General features: G+C 35.3%; 19 protein-coding genes and 2 pseudogenes. 2 read left to right on the top strand and 19 right to left on the bottom strand.

The window, feature by feature from the left end:
* Positions 1-388: 388 nt before the first annotated feature.
* From LZ578_RS12215 to LZ578_RS12205, 3 genes are all read right to left on the bottom strand, one after another.
* Positions 389-1,015: a class I SAM-dependent methyltransferase gene (locus LZ578_RS12215; RefSeq protein ID WP_235146483.1), complete on the bottom strand. Its 627-nt coding sequence runs from the start codon at positions 1,013-1,015 to the stop codon at positions 389-391.
* A 201-nt stretch (positions 1,016-1,216) separates the two neighbouring features.
* A complete protein-coding gene (locus LZ578_RS12210; RefSeq protein WP_235146482.1) occupies positions 1,217-1,747 on the bottom strand; it encodes a nucleoside monophosphate kinase in 531 nt (176 codons plus the stop codon).
* Between the two features lie 460 nt (positions 1,748-2,207).
* Positions 2,208-3,500: an APC family permease gene (locus LZ578_RS12205; protein WP_235146481.1), complete on the bottom strand. Its 1,293-nt coding sequence runs from the start codon at positions 3,498-3,500 to the stop codon at positions 2,208-2,210.
* Positions 3,501-3,908: 408 nt separating this feature from the next.
* On the opposite strand from LZ578_RS12205, the gene LZ578_RS12200 reads away from it, so the two are divergent.
* Positions 3,909-5,189 carry an ISL3 family transposase gene (locus tag LZ578_RS12200; protein WP_255763989.1) on the top strand — a complete coding sequence of 427 codons (1,281 nt, stop codon included), beginning with the start codon at positions 3,909-3,911 and terminating at the stop codon, positions 5,187-5,189.
* Between the two features lie 588 nt (positions 5,190-5,777).
* Here LZ578_RS12200 and LZ578_RS12195 read toward each other — a convergent pair.
* The 14 genes and pseudogenes from LZ578_RS12195 to LZ578_RS12130 all read right to left on the bottom strand — a co-directional run bounded on the left by LZ578_RS12195 (position 5,778) and on the right by LZ578_RS12130 (position 19,060).
* Entirely contained in the window at positions 5,778-6,224 is a 447-nt protein-coding gene (locus LZ578_RS12195) for a DUF305 domain-containing protein (protein ID WP_235146480.1), read from the bottom strand.
* A 60-nt stretch (positions 6,225-6,284) separates the two neighbouring features.
* Positions 6,285-6,671, bottom strand: a complete 387-nt coding sequence (locus LZ578_RS12190) for a DUF302 domain-containing protein (RefSeq protein ID WP_235146479.1) — start codon at positions 6,669-6,671, stop codon at positions 6,285-6,287.
* Between the two features lie 33 nt (positions 6,672-6,704).
* The gene (locus LZ578_RS12185; protein WP_235146478.1) at positions 6,705-6,923 is read right to left on the bottom strand and encodes an SHOCT domain-containing protein; all 219 of its coding nucleotides are present in this window, start codon (positions 6,921-6,923) and stop codon (positions 6,705-6,707) included.
* A gap of 351 nt (positions 6,924-7,274) precedes the next feature.
* Positions 7,275-8,744, bottom strand: a complete 1,470-nt coding sequence (locus tag LZ578_RS12180; RefSeq protein WP_235146477.1) for a multicopper oxidase family protein — start codon at positions 8,742-8,744, stop codon at positions 7,275-7,277.
* Between the two features lie 83 nt (positions 8,745-8,827).
* Positions 8,828-9,223: a NusG domain II-containing protein gene (locus LZ578_RS12175; protein WP_235146476.1), complete on the bottom strand. Its 396-nt coding sequence runs from the start codon at positions 9,221-9,223 to the stop codon at positions 8,828-8,830.
* A gap of 58 nt (positions 9,224-9,281) precedes the next feature.
* Entirely contained in the window at positions 9,282-9,512 is a 231-nt protein-coding gene (locus LZ578_RS12170) for an SHOCT domain-containing protein (protein ID WP_235146328.1), read from the bottom strand.
* 53 nt (positions 9,513-9,565) lie between these two features.
* A pseudogene (gene lgt, locus LZ578_RS12165) lies at positions 9,566-10,401 on the bottom strand (prolipoprotein diacylglyceryl transferase).
* 42 nt (positions 10,402-10,443) lie between these two features.
* Positions 10,444-11,781: a peptidoglycan DD-metalloendopeptidase family protein gene (locus LZ578_RS12160; RefSeq protein WP_235146475.1), complete on the bottom strand. Its 1,338-nt coding sequence runs from the start codon at positions 11,779-11,781 to the stop codon at positions 10,444-10,446.
* Between the two features lie 313 nt (positions 11,782-12,094).
* Positions 12,095-12,298: a heavy-metal-associated domain-containing protein gene (locus tag LZ578_RS12155; protein ID WP_235146474.1), complete on the bottom strand. Its 204-nt coding sequence runs from the start codon at positions 12,296-12,298 to the stop codon at positions 12,095-12,097.
* Between the two features lie 51 nt (positions 12,299-12,349).
* Positions 12,350-12,619, bottom strand: a complete 270-nt coding sequence (locus LZ578_RS12150; RefSeq protein WP_235146473.1) for a hypothetical protein — start codon at positions 12,617-12,619, stop codon at positions 12,350-12,352.
* A gap of 42 nt (positions 12,620-12,661) precedes the next feature.
* Positions 12,662-13,663, bottom strand: coding sequence for a type I glyceraldehyde-3-phosphate dehydrogenase (gap, locus tag LZ578_RS12145; protein WP_235146472.1), 1,002 nt, complete (start codon positions 13,661-13,663; stop codon positions 12,662-12,664).
* Positions 13,664-13,903: 240 nt separating this feature from the next.
* Positions 13,904-15,997, bottom strand: coding sequence for a heavy metal translocating P-type ATPase (locus LZ578_RS12140; protein ID WP_311198628.1), 2,094 nt, complete (start codon positions 15,995-15,997; stop codon positions 13,904-13,906).
* Positions 15,998-16,133: 136 nt separating this feature from the next.
* Positions 16,134-18,595 (bottom strand): annotated as a pseudogene (locus LZ578_RS12135) (heavy metal translocating P-type ATPase).
* A 21-nt stretch (positions 18,596-18,616) separates the two neighbouring features.
* On the bottom strand, positions 18,617-19,060 hold the full coding sequence (locus LZ578_RS12130) for a CopY/TcrY family copper transport repressor (RefSeq protein WP_235146546.1): 444 nt from the start codon (positions 19,058-19,060) through the stop codon (positions 18,617-18,619).
* Positions 19,061-20,514: 1,454 nt separating this feature from the next.
* Between LZ578_RS12130 and LZ578_RS12125 the strand changes: the two genes are divergently transcribed.
* On the top strand, positions 20,515-21,210 hold the full coding sequence (locus LZ578_RS12125; protein ID WP_235146545.1) for a transcriptional regulator: 696 nt from the start codon (positions 20,515-20,517) through the stop codon (positions 21,208-21,210).
* Between the two features lie 168 nt (positions 21,211-21,378).
* Here the strand turns inward: LZ578_RS12125 and LZ578_RS12120 are convergent, their stop codons facing one another.
* Together LZ578_RS12120 and LZ578_RS12115 are read right to left on the bottom strand one after the other, a co-directional pair.
* On the bottom strand, positions 21,379-21,660 hold the full coding sequence (locus tag LZ578_RS12120; RefSeq protein ID WP_235146544.1) for a hypothetical protein: 282 nt from the start codon (positions 21,658-21,660) through the stop codon (positions 21,379-21,381).
* Positions 21,661-22,497: 837 nt separating this feature from the next.
* Positions 22,498-23,844, bottom strand: coding sequence for an MATE family efflux transporter (locus LZ578_RS12115; protein ID WP_235146543.1), 1,347 nt, complete (start codon positions 23,842-23,844; stop codon positions 22,498-22,500).
* Positions 23,845-23,846: the final 2 nt, after the last annotated feature.

The following is a 23,846-nucleotide window of genomic DNA, read 5'->3' as shown; positions in this document are numbered from 1 at the left end:
GAAACAACTTATGATACAAAAAATGACCTCCTTTCTTAAATAAAAGGGGTCATTTAATTTCGTCTCATAATCGATTGTTTTTGATACAAATTTATTGTAATGTTTTATTAGAAAAATCTAACTTTTTGATAGTGAGGTATTATTTGATTGAGTACATATATAAGGAATAAAGATCGAATATAAATTTATTCCTATTGATATCTAAACTCCTACGATTCCTAGTTGTAATTTTTCGCCTAAAATAATCACTCCCACTATCTTTATCCCTCACATGCCAAGGCAACACTGTAAATTAGTGAAACAAACAGTGAGGTGCCACCTAGAAATAGACTTATCTACTACTTAAATAAATAAACATGTAAAATCCATTTTAATGGACCCTACATGTTTATTTGTTATTTCTTATTTCTATTAATTTCACAATATCACTCCATAAGTCTTGGGTTACTATATCTTCTTCTTTGAATCCAGCCTTCAAAAGATTAGTGATTGTCTCTCTATTAATATTAGCTCCCCAAATATGCAAAGGGATAAAATTTAACATATCCATAAAATTACCAGCAACAGTATGATGGCTTCTCATATGTTCCAACATAACAATTTTACCATTGGCTTTACAGACTCTTTTTATTTCTTCTAGCCCTTTTATAGGATCTGGAACCGAACAAAATACACAAGAAGTAACAACCGTATCAAAAGTATTATCTGCAAACCTCATGTCCTGGACATCCATTTCTATTAACGTAATATTCTTTTTTTCTTTTGTCTTTTTAATTGCCTTTTCTAACATATCTTCACTAAAATCGATACCGATTACTTCTAAAACTTCCGGATATAAAAGTAAGTTTTTCCCAGTACCAACCCCAACTTCCAAAACTTGTTTTCCTTCAACAATCGCAACCAGCTTTTCTCTCCACGAACTCATTATCACCGCTTCCATTGGTCTTTCTAAAAGATCATAAATATGAGAAACACGATTATAGCGATTTTTAATTTTTTTAGTTTCGTTGTTCATTTACATCTTCTCCTTTATTGGAAATCATTAGATATTCTTAAGACTAAGTTGATTAAGTTCTTTTCTTTGCTTCTTTCAGAGTCAGGGTATCAAACTTAATTTTCTAAAGATAGCCTCATTCATTGCTAAACTCAAAAATAGTCTCAGAAATGACTATCCCTAAAATTTTTAATTTTATCCTGTGATAAAATGACTTCCGGTTTATAAAACTGTTTCAATTTTTTTAAAAATCTCCATTGAAGATATTTCATTTATTTTTATTAAAACATCTGTTCGTGTGTAATAATCTATTAATGGTTGAGTCTCATTTAAATACACCTCAAACCGTCGTTCAATAATTTTTTCTGTGTCATCTACCCTACCACGATGTAACAGCCGATCTACTAAAGTTTTTTTTGGTAAATCTAAATAAAAAACAATCAGTTCTGACTTCCATACTTTATTTAATGCGATAGCTTGATTTTGATTACGAGGATAACCATCTATAATAACTGATTGCTCATATCGAAGTTGTTTTATTTTATTTTCAATCAGTGAATTAATTATTTCATCAGGAACTAATTCCCCTGACAAGAGAAAACGAGAAACTTTTTTCCCTATTTCTGTTCTTTTATTCATTTCGGCGCGTAGTATTTCCCCTGAAGATATAATTGGAATTTGATGTTTTTTTTGGATTAGTTCAGCGATGGTTCCCTTACCAGAACCTGGTGCACCTAACAGAATAATAATCATGTTTAACTCCCTTTCTCTTGTTTTTAAAACAACATGGAAAGAATCGATAGTAGTTATCAATTCTTTCCATATAGTCCGCACTATGGTGTTTCAGACATATTCCATTCAGCGAACAACATCTGAAAGAACCCTTGTTTACTACCCTAACAGAGACTATTTTTAAAAATTTGTTTGTTTTTATTTTCTATGGTTTCAGTTAATGTGGCATGAAACTAGCTATTTTTTCATTTCCTCATTTATTTCTTTGATGTGCGCTCTCGTTTAAAAATTAGTATAGAATTCTACTAGCGCATTATCCAGTAACAGTGCACGAGCTATTGATCCAGTTATAATGACTTTCTATAGCTGGAATAATTTTTTAATTGCTTATGAAATCTCCAGTAGTGGTTAGAGTTGCATTCACTGCTCTACTCGTCTACTTCTCATATCAGAATGAGGATTAATATTTGCGCAAAAGTATTTAAACGTTCTTCCTTAAAAACCACTTTTCTCCCATGAAGATTAAGAGAATGGCTACAAAAGATATGATTACCACTATTATATCTGTTGTAGCTTTTAACCAGATAAAGGCACCAAGTACAATAGTATCCATACTCAATGCGGTAAAAACAATGAAAGAATTGACTTTAACTTGCTCTCTTAAATTCCTCAATAATCCCCAATGAATGATTATGTCCATGACTAAGTAGAGAATAGTGCCTATTGAAGCTATTCTTGTTAAGTCAAAGAATATAGTTACCGCCATTCCAATACCAATTGTATAAACTAATGCATGTTTTTGAATGTTTCCAGCCATACCAAAGTGACTATGAGGAATAAGTTCCATCTCTGTTAGCATTGCTACCATCCGTGACACGGCAAAAACACTGGCAATAACTCCTGATGTTGTTGAAAGAATCGCGATAGTAACCGTAAACCATACTCCCAGTTTCCCAAACGCTGGCCGCGCAGCTTCCGCAAGTGCATAGTCTTTGGACTTTATAATATTCTCTAAGGATAAATTACTGGATACTGCCCAAGCTAATAAAACATATACTACTAAACTTATTGCAATTGAAATCATGATAGCTTTTCCAACATTTTTATTTGGATTAATAACTTCTGAGCCAACATTAGTAATTGTAGTAAATCCTTTAAAAGCTATCATGGTCAAAGCAACTGAAGCGATATAACCGGACAAAGTAGGGTTGAAAACTTGACTACCTACTTCAGCTGGTGTAAATGTAAATCCAACTACCCACAGTATAGTAATTGCAAATATACATAAACCCATAACTTTTATTAACGAGATAATTGATGAAAAAGTTTGAATGAATTGATTACTCAGTATATTGATTAAAAAAGCGAAACCTAGCAATCCTACACCTAAAAGAGGGACTAAGAACTCTAACCCCGTAGAGTCAAAAAGTTGTAATGTATATGTACCAAATGTTCTTCCAACAAAACTTTGATTAATTATCATTGAAAAAACCATAAGCATAGCTGCTGATACAGATAAAGGGGTTTTTCCATATTCTTTTATTAAAAATGTAGCTATACCACCAGATGAAGGGAACTCATTACTCAACTTAATATAGGAATAAGAACTAAACCCGGTTACAATCCCTCCAAATATAAAGATAAAGGGAAATAAATGTCCACTAAGTTCTGCTACCTGTCCCAATAAAGAAAATATTCCTGCACCAATCATCACTCCAGTACCCAAACTAATAGCACCTAGCAATGTAATGCTGTTCTTTTTGTATTCTGACATTTTATCACCTCAAAGTGTACATCCAATTCAATCATTTAAAAATATTAACATACCCTGAATTCCACATATTTTTTGTAAGCTTTGAAAAACACTAGTGGTTCATACATCTTTTTAGTTTAAATGCTCTTCTGAAGGAGAAATAAAAAGTATGGGGGCAAGCTTTCCTTTGTCTAAAACACTACGGAAGCTCAATTATTTAGAGGACATACCAACGGAACAATTAGCTCTACAATCTGAAACTACTTGAGACAATTATTTGCTGTTGGAACAATGTTTATATTGGCTCTATAATATTTGGTGTTGGTGGCTTACAATCACCAATGCCTATTTTTATTCAAAAAAATAGAAACATGTGAAAAAATCCGATAGAATAAAGTTACGACACAACATTCTAAAGGAGGTTTTCACATGTCCCATTCTCATTATATTCGAACCATGCTAGATTTGAAAGATAAAAACATTACGTTCTTACAATCCTTTTGTAAAGAGACGAAAATCAAAGGGATTCTCTCGAAGGTTTTTTATGGCATCCTTTCCTACACACCTCTCCGGTGTGTCAACTGTGGGATGGGAAAAGAAGGAACATCTATTATTAAATATGGCTTTAAGACGAGTCGGTTAACGTTGAATAGCACCAGCCATTACCCAACATACTTACTGCTAAAAAAACAACGCTTTTATTGTAAAAAATGTGTCTCTACTTTCTGTGCAGAAACAAGCGAGGTAGACCGGCATTGCTTCATTTCCAATACGGTTAAACAATCCATCGCGATTGAATCGAAAGATAAAATTTCAGAGAAAGACTTAGCGAGGCGTCACCACGTTAGCCCAACGACAACTTCACGAGTCATTCAAATCATGGCTTCTTCCTTTCAATTACGTACACACTCTCTCCCTAAACATTTATCCTTTGATGAGTTTCATTCTGTCGGAAATCAGATGAGCTTTATCTATATCGATTCTGTGACCCACCAGGTTATTGATGTTTTATCAGACCGAAGGTTACCAACCCTTCGAAGCCACTTTGGTCGCTACTCAACAGAAACGCGCTCCAAAGTAGAAACGATTGTCATTGATATGAATACTCCTTACTTAACACTCATTCACGAATTATTTCCACGGGCTAAAATTATTATTGATTCGTTTCATTTGGTCCAACTTATTAGTCGTTCTTTGAATCAAACGAGAGTGACCTGTATGAACCAGTATCGGACTTCAAATCCAGAAGACTTAAAAAAATATCGCAAACTCAAGCGGTACTGGAAACTTGGATTAAAGAGAGAATCCGATTTGAATTCCGTTCACTATTCGTATCACCGATTGTTTAAAGGAATGAAAAGTCAGACAGGGGTCATGGATTACCTTTTAAATTTGGGAGACGAATACAAAACGACGTATCAGTTCTATCAAGATCTTTTATTTGCCTTTGATCAAAAAGATTTCGTTCTTTTCCAAGAGATCTTAAAAGAAGCCCCAGTGGGGCTTTCTTCCTACATGAAAACAAGTCTGCGAACTCTTAAAAAGTATCAATCATACGTAGAAAATACGTTCTTACATCCTTACACAAATGGACCGATTGAAGGAATCAATAATAAAATTAAAGTGATCAAACGAATAGCCTTTGGATTTCGCAGTTTTTCTAAGTTCAAAACTAGAATTTTAATTTCCTGTAATACCGTTCAAAAATAAAAAAATGCTCTCCAACGGTTCGTTGGAAAGCATTCATTATGTGACTCTCATTCTTCATCGGATTTGTAGTTACCAACACGATTTGACGAAGAGCCTTTATATTCTGTAAGTTGTAAAATGACTCTATGCAAATAAAAGAATCATCCGTGGTACACTCCATTTGTCTATCCCATCAAACAAAAGAAAGAAGTGATCACGAATGACTCATACTTATCTTCTCACAGATGAATGTGTACTCATGGAGTTCTACTCGTTTCAAAATAGCAAGGGAGTAGATATTTCAGAGTACGTAATTCGTTCTTGTCAAACCATTTATAAGATAATCAACTATTGGAAAACAAGTCCATACGGCCTTAGACTATTACAGACCGTATAGGGAACATAAGAATTAAAACCTATCAAAAATGATTTGAATGTAGGTGTTTACTATAAAAGTATCGAAATCATATCCGTGGAAAGGATGTTGGAAACTGTGCGTTGAAGCATTGGTTTCATTCCATTTAGAGCTATATACCAGAAGAACTCTTATCTAGCTTCATTTGAAAAATCCTATCGTTAAATAAAACCGATTATCTTTGATAATAAACTCTATTTAAGCTCTTCAATCAGTTCTTTCATTTCTTTGATTTCTTTTTCTTGAGCTTTAATTATATCCTCCGAAAGTTTCTTCACTCTAGGATCTTTAATATTCGCTCTTTCACTTGCTAGTATAGCGATAGAGTGATGAGGAATCATCGCTTGCATGTAATCTACTTCGTCTATCGTTGTTTGGTTCCGCATCAAAAAGAACGAACCTGTAAATACTAAAATGCTTACTAAAATAATAGAAATATTTGCTTTTTTATTTTTAAGCATTTGTAGCATAAACAAAAGCATGACAACGGCCATGACACTTGTTGATAATATAGTCATGTACAAACGCATTTCACTAAAATATACATGATCTATTTCGTAGGTATTCAGGTACATCACTCCATACATGAGTATGCCAGCAGTAACAATCATTCCCAGAAATTTTGCATAACTTTTATTCATCTTTCTTCCTCCTCTTTCTTTTTCCTATCTTTTCTAGTTGTAGTATCCAATCAAAAATGACTAGATTGAGGCTGCAATAGCTTTTTTTAAAGAAGCTTCCACTTCCTTAGCGATGTCTTTTAATTCTGATTCATCAAACAAGCCAATAAGTTTTTCAGGGCTTGTCATTCCCACGTAGGTCTTCCTATCTTCAGTTCTCACCACCATTTTACACGGCAACACATATCCTACATGAATATTTTTTTCCAATACATCTTTTGCCTGTTTGGGATTACACACCTCTAGAACGATAAAATCATCCTTTAATTCTAATCCCTTTTCAGCAAGCTTGTCTTTGAAGTTTAATTGCCATAATACTCCAAAACTAGCTTCTTTTAAACTCTCTTCTAAAGATTGAATCGCTTCATGTAAACTTTTATCGGTTCTTCTCTCATAAACAATATTCATTTCCTCACCTCCTACTTTGTAAGTACCGTATTATTATCTTTTTAATGCTTTCTTCTTCCGAAGATACTCTACTTCATCAATTTCTCCATTTGCGTACCTTTTATCTAAAATATCAAATACAGATTCTGTACTGGTTCTATTTTCATTATTATTTATCATATAGATTGAAAATCCAATCACTAAGAAGACTGCTACCGGTATCAACCAAACTAAGAACATATTAGAATCTATATAATCAAATTGGGTATGCATGATCGGCTCCTCTCTAGTATAGGTTACTTTAATGGTAACGCTTTCTTTTTTGTGTGTACAGTTAAATGGTTCTTAATAAGACAAGAAACCCTTTTAACAAGTGACACTATTTTATTAACGCTTTTATATGAAAGTAGACAACTGATAGGAACACAACAATGAATGGCTACTTTAAAAGAATCTGAATGTTCAAATTCCACACATCTATTTAATAAAGGTGACCTGATAAAAGGATAACGAAACTTATTGGGAAGAGATTTGAGTCTGAAAAACAGGTGGTCTAATTTATAAAAGATATTCCTCACTACATTTTAGCCAACTATTTGGATTATAAGTTGCTTTCAATGAGGGTTAGTCAACTATAAATTGCCCCATCATCCCTGAATCTTCATGTTCTAAAATATGACAATGGTACATAAAAAGACCTTTCTCTTTAAAAATTACTAATAATTTTACTTCTTCATTATTTTTGACCATTACGGTATCTTTCCAACCTTGTTCATTCAATGGGGGTACTTCTCCGTTTCTTTCCACGATCTGAAATTGTACCCCGTGTACATGGAAAGGATGAGGTGAGGAAGACATCATTCCTCCTGATGACTGGTTAGATACCACCCACTCTTCTAGTTCGTTTACCTTTACTTCTTCATCTATTCTATCCATATCCATTTGCTTGCCATTAATCGCTACCATTGGACCCATACCACTCATAACAAATTCTCTTGAACGAACGATATCATCTCTATTGTATGTTGGTATTTCTACTAGCTCTCTAGGTATTTCTATCTTTTTAGTACTGTCTTCCACTATATTTATCGTCATCAAATTATTCTCGGTATCTCTAAATGTTACTTGATCTCCCACTTTATACTTAGAAAAATCAACGAGTATTTCAGCTCTCTCAGCTGGTGCGAGCTTTACATTAGTCATTTCTACACTTTCTTTTAAAAATCCCCCATCAGAAGCAATTTGATAAAAGCTAGCATTATCGCTAAAGTTGAAATCATAATCTCTAGCATTGGATCCATTTAAAATCCTTAATCTAACCAGTTCACTTTTAACATCTAATTCAGGACTGATTGCTCCATTAATTAAAACGGTGTTCCCAAAGAAGCCATCCATAGTATCTCTCATGTTTAATTCATAAGGGATGTTTCCCTCTTTCGTAAACCGCTTATCCTGTACGATCAATGGAATATCATTGATACCATGATCTTTGGGGATATTTAATTCTTTTGATTTTTCGTCTTCAATATAGAAGAGTCCGGCAAGTCCTTTATAGACTTGTTCACCCGTTTTATCTAGTAAATGGGGATGGTACCATAGTGTCGCAGCTGGTTGGTTGATTGTAAAATTGGGATTCCAAGTTGAGCGTGGTTCTATTCCTTGGTGTGGCCCCCCATCCATCTCAGCTGGTACCTCTAAACCATGCCAATGTACGGTAGTGAATTCATCCAGTGTATTTTTTACATTTATTTTTACTTCATCACCTTTACTAACCTTTATAATGGGACCTAGATAGTCTCCGTTATAACCCAAAGTATCTGCTTTTTGGCCTTCAAAAAACTCCATTTCTCCATATTGTACGCTCAAATCAAATTCTGCTTTTCCACTTTCAGGATTCTTATCCTCCAAGAGAGGTGGAATGGGCAACTTACTGCTGTTTTTATTTTGATTAATAGTATTATTTAATGGTAATTCTATATTTACAATGTCATTGCGAGAATCTTCTTCTCTATCTATAATAAAATAGCCCACATAAACTATTAATACTATTACAGATAACATGATAGTTAAATACCATTTATTATTTTTTTTCATGCCTTCACCTATTTTCAAGAATCAATTTTTTAAACCTTTTATCGTACTGCTTATACTAGGTTCTCTGTTAATCAACTCTCTCGTTATTTTACCAGGATATCAATGTCTGACTCTTCTCGATTCTCTGAAACGATTTCAATAAGAAATCGATGGGGAATGTTGAGACTAGTTTGCCCAGTAGATTGGATCCATCCTGTTCTTACTGCAATTTGTTGAGGACTATTATCTTCTTTATCACGAATTCTTTCTCCATCAATTTCAACAATGTTATAGATCCCCGGTGCTGGATAATACGTAATTAGTTTATGTTCCTCATTCCCGGTCAGGAGGAAACGATCCATTTCCTCCCCATTGATTGAGATAACTGCATACCGTTTATTCGCATCACTATGAACAGTATGGGAAGTAAAGATCAGTGATGGTAAAAACGATAGAACAATCAGAAAGAAAACGATAATAACATCAAAAGGCTTTACCATTCTTAGGTATGTTTTGATTGAATTCTACCTCCTCTATGAGCCTCAAGATTCCTCTCATTTACTCTATATATTTCTTTCTACTTAAGTACTCTTCTTCTGTGATGTTTCCCTTCGCAAATTCTTTTTGAAGGATATCTAGCGGGGTTTCTTCCCTTATGGAACTCCCCGTTTTATTAGAAAGTACTTTTATAACTAGATACACAATCACAATAAAAATGATGAGCCAAAATAACCCCATTAACATCATACCGCCCATACTACCCATGCCTCCTTGAGAAAACCTCCACATAGTAAACATTCCCTTCTGTTTGAAATTCTACTTTTTTCTGCTAATCTTCCTGATCATTCTCTATCAAATTTTCTTATTTCCAAATAGTATGGTTTAGGTGGATAATCATTTCTTCGATATATCCAAATCCCAATAGCACTGACAAACAGAATTAAAGATAGACCTTGAGAAACTCGTAGGAATTCTCCTATCCACAAACTGTCTGTCCGCATGCCTTCTATAAAAAACCTTCCTAATGAATACCAAATTACATAACTAAGCGCCACTTCCCCTTGCCGTAACAAACCTTTGCGATTTCTGAAAAAGAGAATCAATCCAAATCCGAGGAGACTCCATAAAGACTCATATAGAAACGTAGGATGGTAGTATACGCCATTTATTTGCATCTGATTAATGATAAAATCAGGAAGATATAAGTTCTCTAAAACCTCACGAGTTACTTCTACACCGTGAGCTTCCTGATTAATAAAATTCCCCCATCTACCAATGGATTGGGCTAAGAGGACGTAGGGAGCTAGAACATCTACCATTAAGCTAAAAGGAATTCCCTTTTTTTGGTAAACCAATAGATGGACAGCCCCCCTGCGATTAGACCGCCATAAATGGCAATCCCTCCTTTCCAGATAGCGATGATTTCGAAAGGATTTTGTATATAGTAATCCATCTTAAAGAGAACGTAATAAATTCTAGCTCCGATTAAGCCAATCGGAATGGCCCACATAGTCATATCCATAATCGTATTTTCTCTAAACCCTCTTTTTTGACCTTCCCTAGAGGCTAATGAAACGGCAAGCAACATAGCTACCCCAATGATGACGCCATACCAATAGATGGTGAGGGGTCCTAGTGAAAAGGCCACACGGTCAATTACTTCTACTTTTTTTTCCATGGTTTACCCCCATACATATGAACTGTATAATTTTTGATGTCTCTATAGTCCCAAATAAGGTCCAGGATTAATTTGGACTCCCCTTTCATAGATCTCGAAATGTAGATGAATCCCCGTAGAGTCCCCCGTTGATCCCATTATTCCCAATTGTTGTCCTTGTGACACTACTTGGTTTGGAGCAACAAGAAGGCTACCTGCTTCCATATGAGCGTATAGAGTCTGAAATCCATTTCCATGATCCATCTTTACATAATACCCCCAAGAGTTATGAAAGCCAGCAACTAAAATGGTTCCGCCTTGTGCGGCATTAATTGGCCCCGAACCTGCAATAATATCAATACCTGTATGCAGTTTCCGTTCCCCCGTGATAGGATGAATTCGAGGGCCAAGTGGATCTGTTACAACGCCATCGCTTGGTACTATGAATCCAGATGTACTCTCCTTCTTCTGCTGCCTATTAGAAGGAGACTCTTCTGAAGAGTCTCCTTTATCGATCACTGCAACACTCTCTTCAAAAAAACTCTCTGGAGCAATTTCACCTGCCATTTCCATAGCTTCCTCCTGTAAGATATGTTGTTTAGTTGCTTCCTCTTCTACTAGTCGGTTTTGCTCTTTTTTTAATTCATCAGATAAAATACTTGTTTCATCTATAATACTCTGTTGTTCTTGTCTAATAGTTTCTTTTTCTGCAATCGAAAGTTCATATTCTTTTCCAATTTGGACAATTTCATTTTCCAAATTTGCTCTTTGTGTGATGAGATTGGTTTTTGCCACTTCCATCGTTGTGCGTAGCTCTTCTATTTTCATCTTTTCTTCTTCTACCTCTTGCTTTACTTCTACCAATATTTCTTTGTCATTTTTCTGTTGAACAATAATTTCCTGATTATTACTCATAATGCGATTTATTAGATTTACATTACCCCTTGCTTCTACAATGTTTTCTGAGTTGATTACTGTTTCTAGGAGAATGGCTGGACTAATATCTGTTTGTACAGTCCGAGCTTGAGTCTCCAGTTTCTCTTCCCTCAGAATGATTCGTTCCTCTATCCTTTGTGTCTCTTTCTCTAACTCATTTATTTTTCCTTCGAAACTATATAAATCTTCCTGCTGCTCAACTAACCGCAGGGTAAGCTTATCAATCTTCTTTTGAAGGAGAGCTGTTTCAATTCCAAGGTGCTCTTTTCTAATTTCAAGGGTATCTATTTCCCTTTGCTGCCCTTTATCATCTTCATTTAATTCATTTAGTCTGTTCTCTAACTTTGTCTTTTCTTGATTTAGTTCCTCGACCGGTGCAGCTTTCACATCTAAAGAAACTAAAAGCAAACCCAACCAGATAGTAGTCCGTAAAATTCTGAATATTTTCTTTTTATTCCTCTTCATTGTTTCCTCCTGAGATACAAGTCCATTGGCAGGTTTTTGTCTCCGTTAATTATTTTTTAATAGACAAAAGCGATCTGTTTATTTAATGCTTGATACTCTTTGGGACTGTTTGTTTTGAAACTAGATTTCTCTATCTTTTACATATCTTTTTTTACTTATTTAATAGTATCAACAACTCATGGAGACAATATGGAGACATTACAAGGTTACCAAGTCCCTATAACATCTCCATTACTTTTCTTCCACACTACCTTTGAAGTACCTATTTAATTTTTCAATGGTATCCATTTTTTTCTAATGTTTATTTTCTATTTTACCCAACGACAGAGTAGTTTGTTTCTGATAATGCAGTTCTAAATGCTTCTTTGTTAATTTCTGATTTACTTTCTACAACAACCTTTTTATTCTCTAAATTTACTTCTACTGAATTTACACCTTCAATTGCTTCCAATTTTTCTTGGACCGTATGAGCGCACCCTTTACACTTCATACCTTCTACCCTTACTTCTGTTCTCATAATTGTTTCCCTCTTTTCGTTTTAATGTATAATCTAGATCTAGCAAGCTTCTTAATCCATTGAAAGATCAATTTTTATATCTGCACAACACTGGCAGGTACACCCATACTTTGTTGTGACTGTGTTCAACATTACGGGGATCTTACTCATCGCATTCAAAAATATTCGTTTAGTAATACCTTTTTTCAAATGGATAAAGAGTATTTTTCTGTGTAGACCATTAAATACCACTTCTACAGTATGTGTAGCTAGGAGTTCTGCCTCAACTTCTTCTGAACAAACTGCACACGCTATCCCTTCAATTGTTATCCATGTTTTCATTTCTATACTCCTAACGTGGGATGGAGGACCTCATCTACTGAGTTAACCTAGTTTTGCAAAATATTCCAGGAGTCGAATCATATTAGAAACAAACCCGTACTCATTATCATACCAAGCAACTGTTTTCACCATCTGTCCACCATTTGCATCCATTACTTCCGTTAAGGTCGCATCAAAGGTAGAACCGTGAGTGTCACCAACTATATCAGAAGACACTACTTCATCTTGAGTGTACCCATAAGCCTCACTCGAAGCAGCTTTCATTGCTTCGTTTACCTCATCAATTGTTACCTTTTGGTCGAGTACGGAATAAAGTTCGACAAAGCCTGCTGTAATAACAGGAACACGAGTGGAAGTGCCTGTTATTATTCCCTCTACTTTTGGTATAACCTTACCTAATGCTTTAGCGGCACCTGTAGTTGCTGGAATAACATTTTGCGCGCCTGCACGTTTCTTGCGACCACCGGGAGCATCTTGAAGAGATTGTGTGGCTGTATAGGCACGCGAACCTGTCATCAGACCTCTTTGAATGCCGAATTCATCGACTAATACTTTTGTCATCAAAGCCAGCGCATTCGTTGTACAGGAAGCAGCAGAAACAATACGATCATCCCGGGTCAATGTTTCCTCATTAACTCCATATACTCCAATTTTTGTACCCTCATCTTTAGGGGGAGCAGAAATCATCACTTTTTTAGCTCCTGCCTCTAAGTGAGCATTGGATTTTTCTGAAGACGCATAGAAACCCGTACACTCAAGGACAATATCAATTCCTAGTTCTCCCCATGGTAGTTTGCTGGCATCTGCTTCCTCATAGACTTTAACCTCTTTTCCGTCAACAAAAAGAGAGTTCTTTTCCACTTCTATGGAATAGGAGAGTGTGCCGTGAGCAGTATCATATTTTAACAAGTAAGCTAAGTCTTCCATATCAGTTAAATCATTAACGGCAACCACCTCTAATTCCGTACTAGCTAACTCTTTGATTCGACGATAAGCTAATCGACCAACGCGACCAAACCCATTGATTGCTACTTTTACTGTCATAAATATAACATCCTCCTTCTGTATCTATTTAAAAAAATAAAATACGTTAACGTCATTCTCTCTAGTTAAAATAGATGGATTGAATCGTTAATTTCCCAAAAATACAGGCCTACAAAATGGAATAAACTGTAAAGTTTTTTAATTTCGTAACAAACAATCCATTCCCATATACAAAGTGAATTTAGTTATTCAAGAACATATTGATTACAATTCTTTTTTAAAACTTCATTTTAAAATCTACTAATCTTTCAATCTTAGCGTCATAGCGTTGATGGCCACGATAACCGTTGAAACTGACATTAACACAGCTCCTAAAGCTGGAGCTAAGATAATTCCGATAGGTGCTAAGATTCCTGCAGCTATAGGAATTGCAATAAAGTTGTATCCGGCTCCCCAGATTAAGTTCTGTCTCATCTTGCTAGTTGTTTTATGAGCTAATTCAATAAAGGACTCAATGTCACCTGGATCAGATTGCGTTAAAATGACATCTGCTGAATCAAGAGCTACTTGTGTCCCCGCTCCTATCGCTACTCCAACATCCGCTAGAGCAAGAGAAGGTGCATCATTCACTCCATCTCCTACCATAATTACAGTTTTCCCTTCCTTCTTTAAGGATTCAACCAACTCATATTTATCTTGTGGGGATTGATTTGCTTTGTATTCAATTCCTAATTCTTCTGCAACCCCTTGAGCAGCTTTCTCGTTATCTCCAGTCGCCATAATAGGCTTGATTCCCCGAGACTTCAGTACGTTCATGAGTTCTTTACTCGTTGGTTTTAATTCATCACCTAAAGCAACAGCCCCAATTACTTCTCCTTCTTCAACTAAATAACTAACCGTTGCTCCTTTTGGAATATCAAATTCAATGGTCTTTCCAAATGCCTTTTGACTGATCAATTCATAGAGACGACCATTTGTTTCTCCTTCAACTCCGGCACCAGAAATTACATTTATAGAGCTAAAGGTAGTCGGTTTAACTTCTTTATTTTCAGCATAGCTTACGATGGACTGAGCGATTGGGTGACTGGATCCACCTTCAATTCCGGCCATTAAAGCAAGTACTTCATCTACACTGTAGCGGTTACTTAACGTTTCTGCATTCAAAACCTTAAACTCACCTGTAGTCAATGTTCCTGTTTTATCTAAAATCATTACATCTGCTTTTGTTGCCAATTCTAACGCTTCACGATCTTTAACGAGCAATCCACGGCTGGCACCTAAACTCGTGCTTCGTGCTACAACAAGTGGAATAGCTAACCCTAGTGCATGGGGGCAAGCAATAACCAAAGTAGTTACTGTAAATAGAATGGCCGTTTGTACATCCGTTAAAAACAGCCAGATGATGAATGCCGTTACAGCTGCCGCTATTGCAACATAAAATAGCCAACTTGCTACTTTATTAGCAAGGTTTTCAGCTCGGGAAGGCTGGTCTTGCGCTTGTCTAATCAACGTTTGTACTTGAGAAATAAACGATTTATCGCCAGTTTCTTGTACCTCGACATACAAAACACCTTCATTATTTGTTGAACCACCAATTACTTTATCTCCCGTATTTTTTTCAATAGGCTTTGATTCGCCGGTTAATAAAGATTCATTGACTCTTGATTGCCCTCTTTGGATTACACCATCTGCAGGGATATTTTCGCCAGCCTGAACACGGATTAAATCACCAACTTGTAACTGAGAGACCGGACGTGATTCAATAGAATCATCTTCTAAAACAAGATTAGCATCTTTTGGCATTAATTCAGCAAGAGCTTTTTGAGCATCTCCAGCTTCTCCTACTGCTTTCATTTCAATCCAATGACCGAGTAACATAATTAAAAGTAGGGAAGCAAATTCAAAGAAAAAATCCATGATGTGTTCGCCAGTAATGTATCTAGCTACAACAGCATAAATACTATAAAAATAAGAAACCCCTATCCCCAGTGTTACAAGGGCCATCATTCCTGGTACTCTTTGTTTAAACTCATCCATTGCACCCATGTAGAAAGGTTTTCCTCCATATACAATGAGTAGAGTTGCCAGTATAGAAACAAGGATATCTGAATATAGAAACGAAAATTGAAAGGGAAAAGTAACCCCCATCATTGGAGACAACAACATAATAATGATTCCAAATGGGAGAGATTTCAAGAATATTTCTTTAAAACTACCATGATGATGGTGTTCATGACCACGATGACCACCATGATTTTCATGCTCCTCGTGAGAAGTATGAGGAGAGGTAGGATCTTTACTTTCTTCATGATTATGATTCATAGGACCATGATTCTGATGGTCATGAGAAGATTGCTCCTTCTTACTGCTCGTATGATTCTTTTTTTTGTCCATATTCTTTTCCTCCTTTATTATTGATCCCTAAAAACGATGATTCTAATTTTTTTCTGTACGATATCATTTTATAATCCTAACTTGAAATCCATAAACTGTGGGAACGAAGGATGACTAACCACACTTCCCTTTTCTTCTATTTAGAAGCAGAAGGTTTAAACCTCTTCAACCGTAAAGCATTTAGTAACACGGATACTGAACTAAAGCTCATTGCCGCAGCTGCAATCATCGGACTTAATAAAGGGCCACCGAATACATGTAAGAGTCCCATCGCTACTGGAATACCCAAAATGTTATAAGCAAAAGCCCAAAATAGATTTTCTCTGATATTTTTAATTGTTTCCTTACTTAACTCAACAGCTGTGGGAACATCCATCAAATCACTTCTCATCAAAACAATATCAGCTGATTCCATTGCAACATCTGTACCGGAACCAATAGCGATCCCAATATCTGCTTGTGCTAGAGCTGGTGCATCATTGATTCCATCTCCAACCATGGCAACTTTTTTACCTTCCGCTTGGAGTTTTTTGACTTCGTTCGCTTTATCTTCTGGTAACACCTCACTCAATACGCGATCAATACCAACTTGTTTAGCAATAGCCTCTGCTGTCCGCTTGTTATCTCCTGTAATCATAGCCACTTCAATACCCATTCGATGTAGTTTTTCAATGGCTTTCAAACTGTTTTCTTTAACCGTATCCGCAACAGCAATAATCCCTGCAATTTTCCCCTCTTTCGCAATATACATGGGCGTTTTACCTTGACTAGCCAATTCATCTGAAGTTCCCGCTAGGTCTCCCAATGAAACCTGCCTTTCATTCATCAATTTCTTATTTCCAAGCAAGAAATGTTGACCATCGATCCTTCCTTCAATTCCAAGGCCAGGAATGGCGTTAAAGGAATCTATTTTACTCAATTCTAGGTTTCTTTCTTTAGCCTCATTTACAATCGCCTCACCCAATGGGTGCTCCGAACCTTTTTCGGCAGAAGCCGCTAAAAGTAAAAGGTTTGTTTCAGAAAAACCATCTGTAGGTACAATATCGGTCACTTTAGGTTTCCCCTCTGTGATGGTCCCTGTTTTATCAAAAACAATCGTTTCAATTTTATGAGTGGTTTCTAAAGCTCCTCCACTCTTAATTAAGACTCCATTTTCGGCGCCTTTTCCCGTTCCTACCATAATAGCCGTTGGTGTGGCTAACCCTAGTGCACATGGACATGCAATCACAAGAACAGAAATTGTAATCGTTAAAGCGAAAATCCATGATTCTTGTCCTAAGAAGAACCATGCTAAACCAGCTAAGATTGCAAGTACGATAACAATTGGAACAAAAACACCCGAAATTTTATCAGCTAATTTTGCAATGGGAGCTTTTGAACCTTGAGCATCTTCTACTAATTTAATAATTTGAGATAAAGCCGTATCTTTTCCAACGCTTGTTACTTCGTATTGAAAGCTTCCATTCTTGTTTAGACTTGCACCAATAACTTTGTCACTTGGCTTCTTCTCTACTGGCATACTTTCACCTGTCAACATTGATTCATCAATAGATGTATTTCCTTCTAACACAATTCCATCAACCGGTATTTTTTCACCAGGACGGACAACAACGACGTCTCCAACTTGTACCTCATCAATTGCTATTTCAATTTCTTGTTCATTACGTAATATACGAGCCGTTTTCGGTGCTAGACCCATTAATTTTTTTATAGCTTCTGACGTTTTCCCTTTTGAAACTGCTTCAAAATAATTTCCTAAAGTAATCAATGTTAAGATAACAGCTGCAGATTCGTAATAAAGGGACGCTGTAAAACTAGTATCCCCCAAATAAACCATGTAGGACCCAAATAAGCTATAAATAAATGCTGCGCTAGTCCCAAGCGCAATAAGAGAATCCATATTTGGGTGTCCTTTCAGTAAGGTCTTGAATCCAACCGTAAAGAAACTACGACCATAGTACATAACTGGGAGCGTTAACAATAACTGCGTTAGAGAAAAGGCCATAGGATATACCATCGGATTAATGATTTCTGGTAGAGGGAGCCCTACCATGTGCCCCATGGCAATGTACAATAATGGAACGGTGAAAATAGTGGACATTAAAAACCTATGCCACACATCTTTAATATGTTTCTGTTTTTTTCACGATCTAAATCCACTGATTCAGCAGAATCTACTTCCTCGTGAGCTTCATACCCAGCATCTGCTACTACTTTCGTGATTTCTGATACATTTAGTAGCGTTGGATCGTACTCCACTACCATTTTTTCAGTTGCAAGATTGACTGAGGAGTTGTTTATCCCTGGAAGCATACGTGTTGCTTTTTCAATAGTTTGTGCGCAAGATGCACAAGTCATCCCTTCTATAATAAATGTTTTTTTACGTATATTTGACACCGCAGCATACCCTGCATCGGTTACTGCTTTTTTAATCTCAGTCTCCGTTAGTATGGTGTTATCGAATTGAATAGTCATCTTTTCAGTAGCCAAATTAACTTGGACCATTTCTACTCCAGCTAGCTTCTCAGTAGCTTTCTCTATTGTTTGAGCGCATGAAGCACAGGTCATCCCTTCTATACTAAAAACTTTCTTTTCCATCTTTCTCCTCTTTTCGTTTTCTCAATGATGTTGTTCTTCACATTCACATTGCCCTGACACACATTCACACAACACCTCATTCAGTGCCATCGTACTTTTTTGTTCCAATAAAGCCTTTAATGTAAAAATATCGGCGCTACTCAAAGTAGTATCAGCAATCATCGTGCTAATGACATGGCCTTTACGTTTATTACAAACTCGAGAAAGAACATCCTTCGTGACCACATCCATGCTTTCTTCCTGAGTAATTGCTGCTGAATAAATAAATTTTCTTCCTTCTTCCAAGGTGTGGAGAGCCCCTTTCTCGACTAAACGTCCGATTAACGTTTTGATCGTAGCAGCTTTCCATTGTTTTTTGTTTTTCAGAATAGCGATAATTTCTTTACTGGTGACTGCTTCATTTGCCCAGACTACACGCATGATTTCCCATTCAGCATCTGTTATTTTGAATAAAGTAGGTAACATAATATTCTCTCCTTACATACGATTACATTTGTAAACGTTTATTCTATCTACAGTTTACACTTGTAATCAATGTCTGTCAACTCTTTTATTTAATCGAGTAGATATTATTTAAAATATCCTTCTTATAATCTTGATTTTTAAAATGGCAAACAGGTATCGTTATATAAATATTCGAAAAATACTTCAGAACAGGCTCTTTCCATCGAATATGTACTGCAAACATTTAGATGTAGCACTAGTATTTTAGAGTACCTTCTCATCTACTGGGACTATTTTCTTCTTTTTATTATTTTAAATTGATTTATTTTCTATCAAACATCCCCTTTCCACTCTGCTACTTAACAGAGTCGTCTATTTGTAAATCTATACGACATGTGGCAATTGGAACCCTACAAACATTCGGTTCTAGGTATCTCTCCATATAAATACACCTTCCTACTCAAAGGTTTAGTTAGTTCTTTTACTTACTAGTATCGCGGTAGAATAAGGAGGAACCATTGCTTGCACATAGTCAACAGTATTAATCATTGTCTGATTTCTCATTAAAAGTCTGACACCACGGACACAATACCTGCAGATAAAATTATCATATATAATCTCCTTTAAAAATATGTAATCCAGTTTATACATACTGAGTAATCCCAAAAAACTTATAGAACTTTTATTCATCATTACTTCCACGCATTTTTCTTTCCGTAACACTTTACTACCTTTTTTCTAAAGGGAGCGCCGTACTCCTTGACGAAAATTGGAATTTTTATCTGTGTGAAATAAAAAAGGAAGCAAAAAAATTCTATAGAAAAAAAGAAATAGTATAATAATAAAAAAAAATTTTTCATATCTTCTTCTATAATAACCGTAGAAAACTCCTCCTGGATAATCAAGTATGAAGCTTTGACAAAAGAAAACTATTATGTATAATTACAATAGATACGATTACAAACGTAAACGGTTATCCTTTTTTTCTCTCTTTCAAACCTTGCTGATTATTTTTTTTCATTCAGTACTTCTCTAAAAAAGAGAAAAATACGTACGAAAGTAATGAACTTTATCATCACAATTATCACATCTATGTGATTGAAAATTTTAATAAAAGATCTAGGTCAGCACTCTTGTGTTTGTTCTTACTTTCGTTCTATCTCTAGCATTAAGAAGCTTACTAAATTATATCTTTTCTTTTTCTAGCTCCTATGGCCTTTTTTTGCTTTATAAATAGTTATTAAAATCAATATAACTAAAACTATCCTACCGATAAGTAAGAAGAAAGTACTGGTTTAGTTTGTACAGGAAAATCATTTTGGGAAATCTTCCTATCCTATTATTTTGTAGGATCTCGTACATTCCTTTAAATCAGAACACACCTTTACTTTCCTTATAACTGCTTCATTTATTTGTTGCCTAAGAGCTTTACAAAAGAGTAGAAACATAGAAGAATAAAAGGAGGAACAATGGTGATGAATCCAGTTCTAGAGCAATACAAAATGTTTGTCCTATTTTTAGAAAAATCTTTGGGTGCTCAGTACGAGATTGTCTTGCACTGGCTAGAAGATGATGGTTCCTACATAGCTGCTATTGCAAATTCGCACATTAGTGGCAGGACAGAACAGTCTCCTTTAACTGGTTTTGCTCTGGAACTAATCCAGAATGAAGTATATTTAGAAAAAGACTTTGTAACAAATTATCAGGCACTAACTAAAACAGGATCTCCCATACAAGGCTCTACCTTTTTTATTAAAAATCAAGAGAACATTTTGTTAGGCCTTCTCTGTATAAATGTTGATACAAGCGAATTTAGAAACCTATCTACTAAAATTTTACAGTTAGCCAATCTACAGAGTAACGAACCCTCTCCTACAAAAAAAGGTCCCTATTCTATAGAACAGGGATTAAATCATTCAGAATCAACGGAGGATTTATCGGGAATGATCGAAGAGGTAGTTTTCTCAATGATTGACCCGGAAAAATTAAGAGGACCCTTTACTCTTCATCAGGAAATGAAAATAAAAATCGTAGAGGAATTAGAAAAGAAAGGGGTCTTTCAATTAAAAGGTGCTGTCCCTCGCGTGGCTGAAGCATTGAAAGTCTCAGAACCTAGTATTTATAGGTATTTAAAAACCATTAATAAGAGAGAGGAACAAATTGAAAAATAGGTTCTTCAAAAGATGCGACTCGTTCAAAGTTTTTCCAAAACAACAGTAGAAATCGTCCCATCTATAGGATTCACAAAAAGTGGACCACACAAAAAAGTATCCGAAAGAAGCAGGATGCTTTTTTTGTGTGAGTCGTTTGCTCTTACTTCCTCCTATTAAACTAATTTCTTATGCTTGATCAAACTTTAATAGGAAGTCTTGTTTGGTATCATAAGCTTCCGACCGAATATACTTCAGAGGAGGAAGACCTAACACGGGTTGGAGTTCTCGATTAGATCCCAATCGAACTTGAATGATGTCCTGATCGTCTCGTAAAAAATGATAGATTTCCTCTTTCTTATAAAATTTGTTTTTCCCCTCTCCCTCTAAATAAATAGAATCAATATCGTGGCACGTCCAGGGTGGCGGACACTTTGAACACATTTTGATTTTTGTGGCATAGATCATCATTGCCTCTCTCCTTTTTTCTTCACTTGAATTTTACAAGATCTTACTTTTATTGTTCAATTAAGTGTAGCCTATTTATCACACTATTAAATAAAGTAAAAGGAGTAAGATTATTGAATCCCAATGGCATTTATAATTTGGCATTATTCACGTATTTATACATGAAATTGCCTTAAATCGTGTATTCGGAATCTTGTTCAATCAAGGTTCTCTTTTTTATTTCATTTAATTAACGTGAAGATAAGCATAATACTTTTAGCGTTGTTTAAATATTTTTCTTGCCAATGATCGAATTATTAATGCTCCGATTAAAATGATAATACTAATAAATACAATAGCAAAATTTATTCCAAAAGGATTAAATCAAGATTTATTTGGAGGAATCATTAATATGTTTTCTAACACCATTGATAATAAAAAACTTAAAATATTTATAAAAAAAGTTAAGTTTGATTGTAGCAGTCATTGTACCTGCTACAATCATAAATAAAAAGATCCCTAAAAATGTAAAATTGACTCCATTTTCATTTTTAAATAGAGAAGTTTCTATGTAATGAAATAAAAAGGATACAGGAATAAATAAAATTTTCTCTCGATATATCTTTCATATAACAACCTCCCAATTTTTGATGATTCATTTATCATATCTGAGCTTTACTCCACTCTTAGTGTGACAAACTCATCTTTTATTTTAGGATACACGAATTGGTATAGAATCGTGTATTCAAAACCTTTTCTGATCAGCAGTATTTTTGTTTAGTCCTGTGTAGATCCGAGTATATACTCGTACCAAAACAATTGTTTTGGTACAAATTTATTGTAACTTTTTATTAGAAAAATTTAACTTTTTGATGGTGGGATATTATTTGATGGGATACTTTTCTTAATAATATTTTTATTGAATACATATATAAGGAATAAAGATCGAATATATAAATCTATTCCTATTGATATCCAAACTCCTGCAATTCCTAGCTGTAATTTCTGTCCTAAAATAATCACTCCCACTATCCTTAACCCCCACATACCAAAGGCAGTACTGTAAAGAGGTGTTTTTGTATCTCCCATTCCTTGTAGGGCACCAGTAAGAACTAAGCTTATCGCCAGTCCTGGTTGGTTAAAAGCGTCAATTCGTAACGCAGTTATAATTTGAGTGATCGCGGATTCGTCCTTTGTGAACAAGGAAGCAAAATAAGGTGCTCCCCAAAATAGAACCACTCCGAATAAGCTTAAAACAATAACTCCATATTTGACTGCTAGGAAAGCTGTCTTTTTTGCTTCTCCATATTCTTTAGCTCCAATAGCATTACCCACTAATGTAGTAGCAGCCGTTGCTAATCCATATGCTGGCATATATACAAAACTTTCAATATTTCCAGCAATTGAGTGAGCTGCAAATGTTTTTGAACCAATAGCAATAATTAATCCAAAATAGACAACTTGTCCAATTCTCATAACTAATCGTTCAAAACCAGCAGGAATTGAAAGCTTAATCAACGCATTATAGTTACTTTTTATAAAAATAGAGCTCAGATTAAAAGACACGGATGATTTTTTAATAGCTTTGTAGAGTAAAAGACATCCTAAAACTCTTGCCATAACCGTTCCGATAGAGGTGCCCACCACACCTAATGCCGGGATAGGTCCCATTCCAAAAATAAGAATATAATCTAAAGCAATATTTAGTAAATTGGTTGTGATACTTACTTTCATAGGTGATTTTGTATCTCCTGAAGCACGTAATATACTACCGAAGATCGTCATTAATGAAATAAACAGTGAGGAGCCGCCTACAATAAAAAAGAACTGAGTAGAATAGATCAGCACATCATTGCTCGCACCCATTACAGATAATATAGGTTTTCCAAACAAAATGGTAATTGCACCAAATAATATTCCAATTAAAATCGCCATCATCGTTGATTGTCGGGCAACAGTTTGAGCATCTTCAAACTGTTTTGCTCCTAACTTTTGAGCAATTAAAGATGAAGTTCCTATACCGATTGCGATAAATATAGCTAAATATACATTTAAAATGGTATTTGCTACCCCCACACCTGTGACCACAGCAAGCCCAAGTCTAGAAATCATTAAGGTATCTATAAAACCAACGAGTGTTTGGAGTATATTTTCTACTGTTGCTGGTACAGCTAAATTATAAATTTTCCTCTTAAGAGTTTTCTCCATTC

Origin of the sequence: Jeotgalibaca sp. MA1X17-3, assembly GCF_021513155.1 — a bacterium.
In the GTDB taxonomy this organism is placed as follows: Bacteria; Bacillota; Bacilli; order Lactobacillales; family Aerococcaceae; genus Jeotgalibaca.
The sequence above is the reverse complement of the archived record's forward strand: the minus strand, read 5'-3'. Positions and strand labels throughout refer to the sequence as shown.